Source organism: Dendronalium sp. ChiSLP03b (genome assembly GCF_034531165.2).
GTDB classification, from domain to species: Bacteria; Cyanobacteriota; Cyanobacteriia; order Cyanobacteriales; family Nostocaceae; genus Dendronalium; species Dendronalium minutum.
This window is the reverse complement of record NZ_JAVRBR020000097.1, coordinates 1-13,014: the sequence shown is the minus strand read 5'-3', so window position 1 is coordinate 13,014 and position 13,014 is coordinate 1. Positions and strand designations below refer to the sequence as shown.

The 13,014-nt window shown below is 41.4% G+C and carries 8 protein-coding genes; 2 read left to right on the top strand and 6 right to left on the bottom strand.

What is annotated here, in order from left to right; translation table 11 throughout:
- Positions 1 to 98 precede the first annotated feature (98 nt).
- From RMY31_RS22765 to scyA, 4 genes are all read right to left on the bottom strand, one after another.
- Positions 99 to 1,376 (bottom strand): ScyD/ScyE family protein, encoded by a 1,278-nt coding sequence (locus RMY31_RS22765; protein ID WP_322658016.1) that lies wholly within the window; start codon positions 1,374 to 1,376, stop codon positions 99 to 101.
- A 70-nt stretch (positions 1,377 to 1,446) separates the two neighbouring features.
- On the bottom strand, positions 1,447 to 2,415 hold the full coding sequence (scyC, locus tag RMY31_RS22760; protein ID WP_322658015.1) for a scytonemin biosynthesis cyclase/decarboxylase ScyC: 969 nt from the start codon (positions 2,413 to 2,415) through the stop codon (positions 1,447 to 1,449).
- 43 nt (positions 2,416 to 2,458) lie between these two features.
- Positions 2,459 to 3,520 carry a tryptophan dehydrogenase ScyB gene (gene scyB, locus RMY31_RS22755; RefSeq protein WP_322658014.1) on the bottom strand — a complete coding sequence of 354 codons (1,062 nt, stop codon included), beginning with the start codon at positions 3,518 to 3,520 and terminating at the stop codon, positions 2,459 to 2,461.
- 197 nt (positions 3,521 to 3,717) lie between these two features.
- Positions 3,718 to 5,604 carry a scytonemin biosynthesis protein ScyA gene (gene scyA / locus RMY31_RS22750; protein WP_322658013.1) on the bottom strand — a complete coding sequence of 629 codons (1,887 nt, stop codon included), beginning with the start codon at positions 5,602 to 5,604 and terminating at the stop codon, positions 3,718 to 3,720.
- A gap of 1,417 nt (positions 5,605 to 7,021) precedes the next feature.
- On the opposite strand from scyA, the gene RMY31_RS22745 reads away from it, so the two are divergent.
- Together RMY31_RS22745 and RMY31_RS22740 are read left to right on the top strand one after the other, a co-directional pair.
- Entirely contained in the window at positions 7,022 to 8,998 is a 1,977-nt protein-coding gene (locus RMY31_RS22745) for a scytonemin biosynthesis sensor histidine kinase (RefSeq protein ID WP_322658012.1), read from the top strand.
- A gap of 144 nt (positions 8,999 to 9,142) precedes the next feature.
- Complete coding sequence (locus tag RMY31_RS22740; RefSeq protein WP_322658011.1) at positions 9,143 to 9,991, top strand: response regulator; 849 nt, start codon at positions 9,143 to 9,145, stop codon at positions 9,989 to 9,991.
- Positions 9,992 to 10,022: 31 nt separating this feature from the next.
- Here RMY31_RS22740 and RMY31_RS22735 read toward each other — a convergent pair whose 3' ends face one another.
- The gene (locus RMY31_RS22735; RefSeq protein ID WP_322658010.1) at positions 10,023 to 11,402 is read right to left on the bottom strand and encodes a DUF2330 domain-containing protein; all 1,380 of its coding nucleotides are present in this window, start codon (positions 11,400 to 11,402) and stop codon (positions 10,023 to 10,025) included.
- A gap of 59 nt (positions 11,403 to 11,461) precedes the next feature.
- On the bottom strand, positions 11,462 to 12,334 hold the full coding sequence (locus RMY31_RS22730) for an RnfABCDGE type electron transport complex subunit D (protein ID WP_322658009.1): 873 nt from the start codon (positions 12,332 to 12,334) through the stop codon (positions 11,462 to 11,464).
- Positions 12,335 to 13,014 lie beyond the last annotated feature (680 nt).

The window sequence follows — 13,014 nt, the reverse complement described above, 5'->3', positions numbered from 1 at the left end:
GAGTTAGTAATTTGTAGAAATTTTTGTGGTTTGAGACATAATGAATCTCAGGTTTTCAGTTGCCTTGATGAAAGGCAATGTCATTGGGTTGAAACTCTTTACCTGAGCGCTACGACTTCATCTACAAGCGGTTTGGTAGTTCTGCTTTTTTGCAACCAAACAAGACCCAAAGCGCCGAATATTAACATGCCTAAAGCAGAATTAGGTTCAGGAACAGACTTTGTATTTTCAATTCTGATGACTTGTCCAACTCCTGGGCGATCGCCTCGGTTTGTGATATAAATTGCACCATCAGAACTAATAGTCAAAGCGCTAGGCGACTCTAAGCCGTTGCCGCTAAGGATGGTTGTACGAGTGCCATCGGTTGCTATTTTGATTAAGGAACCCTCTAAATTACCTTTCCAAGCTGACTGATTAGCGTACTGCAAAGCATACAAATTGCCAGAAGTATCAAATTCTAAGTCTGTCAGTTGGGTAAAGCCATCTGCATAGACTGTTGCCTTGCCATCAGCAGCGACTCGATAGATTTTTGCTCCACCTTCTGGGAAGGGAAAACCAGTAAATTGGCTGACGTAATAAGCACCATCAGGCCCTTTGACTACGCTTGAGGGTACTGATTGAGTAGCAAACTTTGATGATGGCGGTTCTTGAGATGGTACTTGGTCGGGTTCAGTGGATGGAGTGCCGGAAGGTGGGAAGACTGGATTAGTCAATATATCTTCAGGGAATACAGCAAGTGCTTGCAAATTACTGCCATCAGTCTGGACTTTGAGTAAGTCGTTTGCACCTGCATCTGCTACCACAAGGCGATCGCCATCTATAACAAAACCCAAGGGATTACTACCTAAATTACTGCCATCGGGATTATTGGCGAGTTCATAGTTAGCAAAGTCGGCAATAGTCGTCCATGAATTGGTATCAAAGTCAGGAGAGATGATTTTTCCCAGGTCGGTATCGCCGAGATTGCGATCGCGATCGCCTGGATTAGCTGCATATCCAATCAGAACATAAGGCTTGCCTGCACTATCAAATTGGATATCACGAGGGCCTGAAGCTCCAGTACCATCTGGTAATGCTAAGGAAGGAAGTCCAGTCAGTATGCGTTTGGTCTGACCATTGTCAATTTTAGCGATCGCACCATTTGCGCCATAGCATAAAGAATCGCCTTGACCACTTGCTGGTGGAACACAAGCTCCACTTCCCCCCGTTCCTGCCTCTGTGACATAAAGATTACCGTCAGGACCAAAGCTCAGACCTCTAGCATTATCAAGACCGTCGGCAAGTACTGAAAATAATGCAGCTTCGGCAGCTTTCATTCCAGAAAAAGCGGCAACACAAAAAGTCAGGAAAGTAATAGTAAGTTGGTTTAGTTTCATATTTTGTCCTTTGTCAGTTGTCAGTTGTTCTTTGTTTAGTAACCACTGACCACTGACTACTGACCGCTAACTAGCGACTAGCGACTAGTTCTTGAGTTTTGGGTAAATAGCTCATTCCCCGATCGAAGGATTGTAGATTGCCAGCTTTACCTTCGAGCAGACGTTTGATATTCATACTCTCAGCGCCAAAGTCTTCTATTTGGAGTTTGCCGTGAGCAAAAGCTTCATTTGTTTTCCAAAAGGTAATTCGATGCAGAATGAAACCAGAAGCTTCTGGGTCGCCAAAAGCATAGGAGGTTGGGATCAACAGCGCTACAGAGCGCTGATAAAATTTGTAGTCTGGATAAAAAGATTCCTGTTCGAGTAAGTAATATTTGCTCAAACTGTGCAAACGCACGGAAACTTTAACTTTTTGGTCGTATTCGTCCTTAAATTCACCTGAATCAGCAGTAATTTCGCCAGTTCTTCGCAGTAAATGCGCCCACTCATCTATGTTGTGCAAGTCTTTTAAATATTCAATCCCAAGTTCAACGGGGGCATCAACATAAATAGTATCAGTATCGATAAAATAGCGTCCTTTTGCTGCTGTGGTCAGGCCTAACTTGCGTTCTAAAATAGCTTTGAGAGAACGACATTCAGAAGTATGTACGGTGTGAATTCCCTGCATAATCATCTGAGTCTGTCGTTTCGGATCTACAAAGCTTAACCAGTGGAAGTACACGCCTTTTTCATCTGTTCCTGGCTCGATGTAGTCGGGAGGAAAAAGCAAGACAGGATAAACTTGAAAATATTTCTGATACTCAAAACCGCAGTGCCACTCAATGCCATAGAAAAGCTGGCTCTCTAGTTTTTTAACGTGATAGTAGAGATTTTTGTGATAGCCAGATGCACTTCCCAGCCATGTATCTTCGTCAATTTGCTCTTTCATCCGACTAAAGAGAGTCCAATCGTCCAAGTTTTTTAAACTGCAAAGGTAGTCGAAGGCGCTCTCTGGTGAAGTAGCAATGTAAGCTGATGTTGCAAATGTATTTTTTTCCACTGGTTACTCCTTAAATCAACAGTTAACTGTTGACTGTTAATAATTAAGCAGCAATTTCTTTAGATTTACTGCGTTTAACATTGAGAATTCGGTCTTCTGCTAATCGTTTAGCAGCATCATTGGTAGTAATTCCTTGCTGTTTCGCAATGTTAAAAATTTCTAGCAACGTGTGATAAATGTTATGCACTTGCTTGAAAGCTTTTTCTTCGTCATAACCAATCATTTCGTTATAAACATTGATGAGTCCCCCAGCATTAATTACGTAGTCAGGACAGTAAAGAATTCCTTTTTTTGCAAGCATTTGACTATGTAGTTGCTCATTTCCTAATTGATTATTAGCTGCACCAGCAATAATCGGAGCTTGGAGGAAAGGAATTGTATGACTATTAAGAATTCCTCCTAACGCGCAAGGAGCAAAGATGTCTACATCGAGAGAGAAAATTTCGTCTGGAGTTACAACAGTGGCATCAAAAAGTCTTTTTAATTCCTCTGTCTTTACAGGATTGACATCGCTCACATAAAGTTTAATTCCATGCTCATGTAAGTGACGACAGAGATTTCTACCTACATTACCAACACCTTGAATAGCAACTTTTAGCCCTTCTAGTCTTTGGGTTTGCCAACGAAATTCTACGGCGGCTTTGATTCCTAAAAAGACTCCTAGAGCTGTGATAGGAGCAGGCCCGCCAGACTTTTCTGATACTCCAACTACATAATTAGTTTCTTGACTAATTGTGCGTACATCTTGAGGAGTAATATTTACATCTTGTCCTGTGATAAAACGTCCATTGAGACTATTAACAAAACGTCCATAAGCTCTCAAAATTTCATCTGTTTTATTTTCAGGATTAGCAATGATAACTGCTTTTCCCCCACCAGCTGGAATGTTAGCGCAAGCAGCTTTATAGGTCATACCACGACTAAGACGCAGAGCATCTTTTAAAGCAGCTTCTTCGTTGATATAAGGAAAAAGTCTTGTAGCTCCCATTGCTGGCCCTAAACTGGTATCATGAATAGCAATAATTGCTCTAATATCTGGATTTTTCCCATGACAAAAGAGAATTTGTTCGTGACCCATTTCTCTAACGGTTTCAAATAGCAGCATCTTTGTTTCTCAATCTTAATTTTGGAGTGGTTAGAGCTTTATTTAGTTATTGGAATGAAGAACATGAATGAAGTAATACAATGCAATTTGTAGAATTAGGATGCTTGTTAGAATCGCTAATTTACCAAAGGAAAGCTACAGATTCAACTCCGGAAACCCAGATTAAATCTGGCTTTATTAATTACGAATTTGTAAAGTCAAACTGCGGGGAATGAAACTGGCTTGGCTGTATTTTTCACGCCATTTGATTTGATTCCCTGTGCTGCCAAACTCTTATTACGTGCGCCAGAGGGTGCTGGTTGGTCGGGATCGATGACTACATCGATTACAAAAGGAACAGTTGAAGCGATCGCTTGCTCTAATGCTGCTTCAATATCCGATTCTCTGACAACTCCAACAGCTTCTGCTCCCATAGCACGAGCAATCATGGCAAAATTTGTGGGGGGAATTGTGGCATCTGCACCTTTTAATCCCAATACTTTCATGCCTTGATGACACATGTTGTAACGAGCATCGTTCAGCACAATCCAAATGGCAGGAATCTTGTATTTCACGGCTGTGCTGATTTCGTTATTCATCAACATTGCCCCATCACCGACAACGGCTACAGCTTTACCATTACGCGCTAGTGCTGCACCTAAGACTCCGGTAACAGTGTGACCCATCGCCCCAACTCCGGTGCTGACTCGGTAACGATTAGCTTGGGAAAATCGCAGTAGATGAGTTGACCAAGTAAACGAGTTACCGCACTCTGCCATCACGACTGCATCGCTACCCTCAACAATGATTTTTTGAATTGCTACCATCAATACTTCTGGTCGCACTGGATAGTCGATATCTGAATCTAGTGCAATTTCCTTGCGTTCTGGACAAGGTAACAATAAAGGTGTGGAACGAGAAGGAGCATCTGGCAATTGCTGCAATAGTTCCTGCACATAGGCTTTGATGTCAGACTGAATCGGGAAACTTTCCGCAGATGGATAAGCTACCCCTGGCACGTTTGGGTCAATGTCTACATGCACGAAGCCGCCTTTGGGAACCATTGTTTTACTCCAAAAGGAAGTCGGTTCGCCAAGGCGAGTTCCGAGTACGAGTGTGCGTAGTGGAGGTTGCTCTTCCATATATGTCAAGACGGAAGCATGACCGCCCAAACCTGTAACACCGACGAACTGGGGATGATCTTCGGGAAAGATACCTTTGGCACGGGGTGAACACATGACTGCTGCCCCAGTTTTTTCTGCGAGTTGGCGGATTTCGTCTGCTGCGTCACGGGCACCGAAACCGACCCAGATGGCAAAGGGACCAGCAGATAATAGCTCTACAGATTTAGCGATCGCTTCTTTGGAGGCAGTTAGCCCAAAAGGAGTAATATCTAGTTGAGGTAAGGCTATACCGTCAACTAAACTTGTCTGTACGCTAGTGGGAATGCTTAAATGAGCAACAAATCCTCCTGGTTGTGCTAAACCAAGAGCAAGTCTGCGAAAAATCTGTGGGAGTTGAGCAGCAGATTCGATGGTAACTGCATAGTTGAACAGCATTCCCGGAGTAAAAATTCCGCCGCTGGGTAATGTGTAGGTGCTGGTTTCCTGAATTGCCCAGCGTCCGCGCTGCGGTGCTGAAGTGCAAGCCGACAGTAAGATCACCTTTGCACCTTCACCACGGGCCGCAAATAATCCGGTGAGAGAGTTGGTGATACCGGGGCCTGCTGTGGTAAACACTACGCTAGGACGACCGCTGGCAAAGTATGCTTCGGAGGCCGCAAAGGCTGCTCCCGCTTCATGGCGGAAGTTCAACACCTTAATAGTACTATTGGACAGCGCACCCCAAATGCTAGCCATAGCACCCCCAGCGACACCAAAGGCGTAGTCTATTCCCAAGTTTGCTAGCATCAAAGCGATCGCGTCAGCCACCGAGAGCGTTGAATCTGTTTCATTGGCTAAAAAAGGCTGAATTCCCTTGTTATTCTCCACTGTGTCAAGCTGATGAGAATCGTCGGACACAGATTCCACATAGTTGTTGAGTGGAAATTCCTTATATGGCTCAGTAACGAGCGAAGGATTTGAACTAGTATAATTTTGACTCATTGCTTTCACGTAATACCAAAAACTTGCATAGAAGCTCTTTAGTCAACACCCTAATTTGGGTAATATATGATACCAATTAACCCATGATTACTTACGGTTATGACTGGGCTTAGTCGATAGTAGAGATGGTTGATTGCTGCTGATTGATACTTGTGTGGGCAGTAGTAAACAATCTTTGTCAAGCCTGCAACCGTTAAGGGTGTGCTTCTAAAAATTAGAATATATGATTTAAATATCTACGTGCAATCAAAAATCTTTTGATAGGGGTGTCAAATTTTTCGCTTTTCTGACGATAGCTTCAGTATTTACTGGGATTTTTAGAAGATTTATACCTTGTAACAGCTAAATATAATATGAGGCAAATTCATTTACAATCAAAAATCTTTTGATAAAGGTGTCAAATTTTTCGCTTTTATGATAAAAGCTACAGTATCTACTTAAGCGCTCTAGAAGATTGATACTTTGTAATAGCTGGTAATATCAATTTCAACAAGAGCGCAAGATATTTTCTGCCAAAATGCTTATCCAATAAGACTTTCACATTTTAAAATCGAAAATTAAAAATCCAAAATAGCATAAGCTGTGTCATCGCATTTCTAATGAAAAATCTTTTGATGGGGTGAACAATTTGTTGTTTTTGTTGTCACGGCTACAGTAGCCAGTTAGCTTAGTTGAAAACTCAATTCATACAGAAAACCTGAAGACGAAGCCGTTGATAATCAAATATGTTGCAGTCATTGTAGCTTTCGTTGTGTTGATCGATACATTAAAATTATACCTTTAAAGCTTTTTATATCTTTTGGGGGATGAATAAGTATTATTTACGTATTCTTATACTAGATTGTAGTTTTTTTAACTGCAAAGGTAGTGATATACACAGTAATACTTCATACAAACGTATTTCTTCTGACAGATGTGTGAACATCGGATTCTGTAGTTAAATCCCTGAAAAGGTAGTTAAGAAAAGTTAAGACATTAAGTATATGAGCAAAAATTTGCAATTTTAAGCTATGCATCGTGAAATAAATATGTATCAAAGTTAGCGATCGCTCTTGATACGCATCAGATTGAACTCGCTTAGCACGAATTTGATAAGATGTTTTATCTTTTCAGATATTCAGAGTTTAAAACTTTGAGTTCAATGACTACTGACTAAACTTAAATTTTACTTTTGTGAAGTCTTTGTGTTTATAGCAATCTATTTAAAGGCCAAAAGACAAATTACTTTCTGTTTTTCATGGCAGTAATTTTACTTGCTTTTTACTTTGACAATCTGATATATTTTATATTAATTTATTTAATAAATTATTTTTAAACTTTTATTTACGACTACGCTAACAGCCTATTTTAGGCATTTGTAATTATTAGCTGACTCATAGTGCTAGTGTCGAGATACCAAAAAGGGGTAGTTAAAGATATGAATTCTGGCGATTATAAGTTAGCTAGTTCTAACTCTAAATGGGCACTACAGCCAGAAATAGAGTTGAAGTTTGCTTATTTTCTCATAAATCAAGCTGTAGATGCAGCCTTTTGTTTAGGAGAAAACGGAGAGTTTCTCTACGTCAATAATGCCACTTGCCAAATGACTGAGTATTCCCGTGAGGAATTACTCTCCATGACACTGCCTGACGTGGATGTAGACTTTTATCTACATAATTGGTCAGAACTTAAAGCGCAAGATTTCATTACGTTTAAATCTCGGTATCGCACAAAAGCAGGGCGAATATTTCTAGTAGAAATATCTCTAACTTATGTAGAACATCAAGGTAATAAGTTTGGTTGCGCCTTTGCTTATGACAAGAGCGATGAAGTCGTAGAATTGAGTATGCAAAAGTGGACTGATGACTTAAAACAGAGCAAAGATAATTTGCAAGAGGAAGTTTCTAAACTAAAGACAAAAGAAGCAGAACTAGAAACATCTTTATCTTTGCTTCACTCCACTCTCGAATCTACCGCTATTGGTATTGTCGCAGTTAACTTTGAAGGAGATATTCTCAGCTTGAATCAGAGATTTACGGATATGTGGCAGATTCCGGAATCTCTAATACTATCTAAGAAATGTCCTCAATGCAAAGCCTTTTTTGAGAACCAACTGAAAGACCCAGAAGCCTTTTTTCGACTCATTTGGGAAGTTTCCAGCCAATCGGATTTTGAAAGCTATGACATTCTGGAATTGAAGGATGGGAGAGTTTTTGCACATTACTCTAAACCTCATTGGCTTGGCGACCAAATTATTGGTAGAGTCTGGAGTATTTGGGATATTACTGAATCGAAACAAACCGAGGAAGCACTTCAGCTGAATGTAACTAGATTTCGGACTTTAGCAGAAACAACAGATGCTAACACTTTTTTGATTCAAGGTACGCGGCTTTGCTACATAAATCCAGCAGTAGAGAAACTCACAGGTTACACAAAAGAGGAACTGTTGAGTGGCTTCGATATTCGACGACTGATTAAGAGTCAAAAACGCAGACAGGTACGCAACCAAAACCAAGCAGCTAACTTTGAATACCAAGAGATGAAGATCCTCACAAAAAACGGCATCGAACGCTGGCTAGCTTGTGCGGTGACAAAGCTTGAGGGTGTACTAGATTTTGGTGGAAAACCAGTTGAATTGACTACAGGCATTGATATCACTGATTACAAATATGCAGAATCGGATCTTAACCAAGCTTTAGAACAAGCAAAACAACTCAGCGAACTGAGAGCGCGTTTTCTTTCGATGGTCTGCCATCAATTCCGCACTCCGCTGAATATTGTTTCATTCTCTAGTAGCTTACTTAAGGAAGAAGTAGATAAACGGACAGCGAAGAAAATACAACCATTACTCGATCATATGCAAGCGGCTATCGAACAGATTGGCCAAATGTTGGACGATATTCTGTTCTTTGCTAAGGCAGAATCAGCAAAACTAAATCTTGAGCCAAAACCTCTTGAGTTAGTTCAATTCTGTAAGGATTTAGTGGCACAAATGCAGATGAGTATCAACCAAAACTTAATCAATTTTGTCAGTCAACCTAACTCCCTAACAGCTTGTATGGACAAAAAGTTCCTAGAGCCTATTTTGAAGAATTTGCTCGACAATGCAATTAAGTATTCACCCTCAAAGATTGTAGTGGATTTCAATCTGTCCTGCGAAAAGGAGAAAGTAATTTTTCAGGTCAAGGATCGAGGTATTGGTATTCCAGTAGAAGATCGACAACGGCTATTTGAGCCGTTTTATCGGGGTAGTAATATCGATAGTATACCTGGTACTGGATTAGGGTTATCAATACTGAAAACCCTTGTAGACTTACATGGCGGTCAAGTGGCTGTGGAAAGTGAAGTTGGTGTTGGCACTACGTTTACTGTAATGCTGCCACTAGTTACACAAGAGACTAGCAATTCCGAGTGATGAATGTTGAGTTGTTTTTTAAACTAAACATTCATCACTCTTGGAAAGAGCCAATTCATCTCATAGCAAATTAATGCTCAGTACAAAGTTTGGTAACTATGTTTAGCAACCAAATTCTACCAAAAGTTATGGCAATCAAAAATCATGTCCAAATCGTCAAAAAAAATTCTTGTAATCGAAGATGATAATATTACTCGCAATCTTTACTTAAAAGGTCTTGAGGCTAAAGGTTTCGAGAGCGTCGGGGCTGCAAACGGTCGTGTTGGTATCCAGCAAGTACAAGAGCATGTACCCGACTTAGTGATTTGCGATATTACGATGCCCGATATGGATGGTTACAGCGTTTTAACTACCCTACGCCAAGATCCTCTAACAGCGATTATTCCTTTTATTTTTTTGACTGGCAGTAGCACTAGGGCAGATGTTCGCAAAGCTATGGAGATGGGGGCAGACGATTATATTACCAAACCTTCTACACTAGATGAATTGCTCAGAGCGATCGCTAGTCGGTTGCAAAGGCAAGCTAATCTGCAATATTGGTGCGCTACTAAACTCCAGAAAGTTGCAAAACCAGTATCCGTAGCTAAGACAGCAGTCACCCCTCCTAAATCAATCTTTCCCAACATTCCCCAATTAAAAGAAGTTTTCGACTTCATCGAAGCCCATTATCATCAAGGAATTACTCTATGTGATGTAGCCGAAGCAGTTGGTTACTCATCTGCTTACTTAACGAACCGAGTCGCAAGGCAGACAGGAGAGACTGTAAACTGTTGGATTGTTAAACGCCGGATGGCGGGGGCGCGTTTCTTACTCCAAAATGACGATCGGACAGTCGAGCAAATTGCCAAAGAACTGGGTTATCAAGATGTGTCTCATTTCTCCCGCCAGTTTCGCCAACATCACGGTTTACCTCCCCAAGCTTGGCGCAGAGAAAAAACATGTTGTGTGACAAAAACTGGCGAGACAAATTACTACTCTGTCACATCAAAGTAGACAGATGTAGACTGACGCAGGGAATTATTACTCAAAACCTCAGCAGCCAGGATAAGAAATTACCCCACCAGGAATCAGTTAGATTACCTACACTCAACTGCATTTTTTTGCGAATGTTTTGGATATTCCAGTTGGTTAGCTTGGCTAGAGTTTGTGCTTCTTGTTCAAAACGCTTGGGTAAAGACCGCTTGTATTCTCTACCTGACTGACAGTTTAATTCACCCGTAAAAGGATGTTGCAAAATATAACGCCCTTGGAAAGACTCTTGGTTAGAGGTTTGATGAAACATCGGGTCTTCAGGAAATTTATCGCGGGTGTAGCGGATATGTAGACGAGTAATAAAGACACTACTGGTGGGAGGACGACGACGAAAGCTAGGGGGTATTGGTGCGTCACTAGCAGAATTATCATCCAGCCAAAACACACCTGCTTGTTTCAGTTCTTCTTGGCTCAAGGGGTCGGCAGAACAAGGATCGCAACTACCCATATCCCATGCATATTCTAAAAAAGCAACTTTTCGATCTTCTTTAATGTAAGAAGTTTGGAACATGGACTTGTAGAAGTCGCTAAATTCATCTTTGACAAACACGGGAATGTTAGCATCTGATGGGATTTTCACAGTCCGGTAGTTGGTAATTTCTGCTTGTCCTTCAGGCGATAAGATGTAGACGAGTAAATCCTGCTCTTTTGTAGCGTTTATCATACCCAAACGAATTGGTAGCATGAACTTGGGTGACTGATAGGAAATTTGCAATGGACGCAGAAACTGATAGCCAGATTCTTCAAACTTATCGAGGTTGACTTTGGCAACAAAGAATTTCATTGCCGAGCGAATATATGGCTTAAGTAACTGTTTTGCTCCTCTAGGAATTTTATAGCCATTGCGATTGAGCCAAGTTTCCAGTCCGCCAGATTCTTTAGCACTGAGAATCACAATGTCATATTCGCCAACGTTGAAACGAGCCTCAACCGTAACACCCAAACTTTCATCGCTGCCTCTTGTTCTCCCCCCTGCATTGCTTGCTGCTGGCGCAGGTGCTTCTTGATATAGCCTATCTCTCCTCTCTGGGGCACAAGGGTCGGGGTCAAAATATTCAACTAATCGCGGCGCGCTAAAAGCATCCAAGCGCTCGATAATTTTGGGTTGGGCAACGCGAACTTGCTCTTTTTGGAGTACCGTTGGCACAGGTACTACCATAGCAAAATCTTTGACTTCTCCTTGAAAATCGTTTGCCATTGTTAAAACGGTGCGATCGCCATCTCGTGCAATTACCACCTGAGAAGCTTGGTTATAAAGTTTGGCATCAGCTTTAGCAACATAAAATCCGCAGAATGCCCAAGCGGCTGGCGCAAAGCACAGTACAGCTACCAATGCCAGTAATAATGGAATGATGATTCTAAAACGCTTCATTTTATACCTCCAATTTTGAGTGCTGAATAGAGACGCGATTTATCGCGTCTGTACAAGAGTTAGGAGTTATTAAGAATTCCCCTCATCTCCCCTACCTCCTCTGCCTCCCCTGCTTGCTTATCCTCCCGATCTCCCCAAGAAAATCGCTGGGCTGACCAGAGAACATCTAGCAGTATGGTCAATGGTGCAAGGGCGAACAATGCCCAAAAAACTGCGGTGGAAATAAAGAAGTAATTCCGCAGGATGAAAGTCAAAATGGCAATGCATACCGCCCAAATTACACGCCCAATTCGAGCGTTGGGAATTGACCGAGGATCGGTAACCATAAATAAGGCAAACAGCAGTAAAGAACCGCTCATCAACCGATGCCAGTAAACATCCCAAGTCCAACCCAGCCAGAGATTGCGAATTGCTTCTAGCAAGGAATATGCACCCAAAAAAGCGGCTGTAGTATCCCAGCGACCGATCCGCTGCAAAATCATGCCACCAGTCCCAGCAAATAACAGCCCGTACCACCATTCTTCGCCCCACTGTCCTGGTGAAACCCAAGCATCAGGGGTGAGAAGTAAGGCGGAAATAATACCAAAATTTGCGGGATTGAAGAAATGCTTATCGCCGAGTCGGAAAAGAAATTTGCTAGCGATCGCACTTGTAGCTGCAAAGGCCATTGTCGTCCAGTGGTCAGCCCGCAACAGTAAGCTGAGTCCCAATGAGGTAATCAAGGCACTGCGAAGATTCTTCATGTGCCCTGTGTCATTTGTTTTTTGTTCTTTATTAATCACATATGACAGTAGCCATTGGGTGGCTGAACAAGTGGCGATCGCTACCCCAATTAACTCCGGTCGCAGCGTCCAGTCCCTTGTACCAATTCCCAAGACTAGAAACAAGCTAAGAAAGAGAATTTGATAATCTCGTATATCTTTGAGCAGCATTAACCCTTAACTCAGGGATTCCCCGTAGATTTTTCATCAATCTAAACGAGTGCAAGCTCAAATAACGTTGCTGTTACAGATTTTGTTACAAAGTCCAGCAACAAATCTCAATACTGAAGATAATGTTTGTGTTTAAGTATAAAAATTTAATAATGGTCAAAAAATATTTAGCGATTTCACGATCATAAAATTTTGTAAATCTATCTCTATACAGATATATTACCGAAGATATTAATTTATAAAAATATACATAATTTTTTAATTTGCAGTAAATTGTTGCAAGCAGCTGCTGTGCAACCATAGTTGCATAAGCCGCAAGCAAATCTAGCTAGCTTGAGACTCTACAAGATATATGCAAAATAACTCTGCAAGGGTGACTTATATTTGAATCACAACAGCAGAAACGCTAACCATATCTGCAATGAGTCAAGACACTTATGCAAATATTTGCATTTTAGGTGCGATGGTGAGGATATCACTTGCTACTGTAAGGTGTGCTATCTAAATTCACACCCATACTAGACAGCCCTCTATCTCAAAGCAGGGCTGTTTCATTCCCGCTCAACAGGTAAAATTGCAAGTGTTGAGGGGATAAAAATCATGGGTGCTTCTCTGATTGAACATTTGCGGCAAGTTGAAGATTTCAGAACGACTGATGGTCGAAGACATCCACTTTGGTT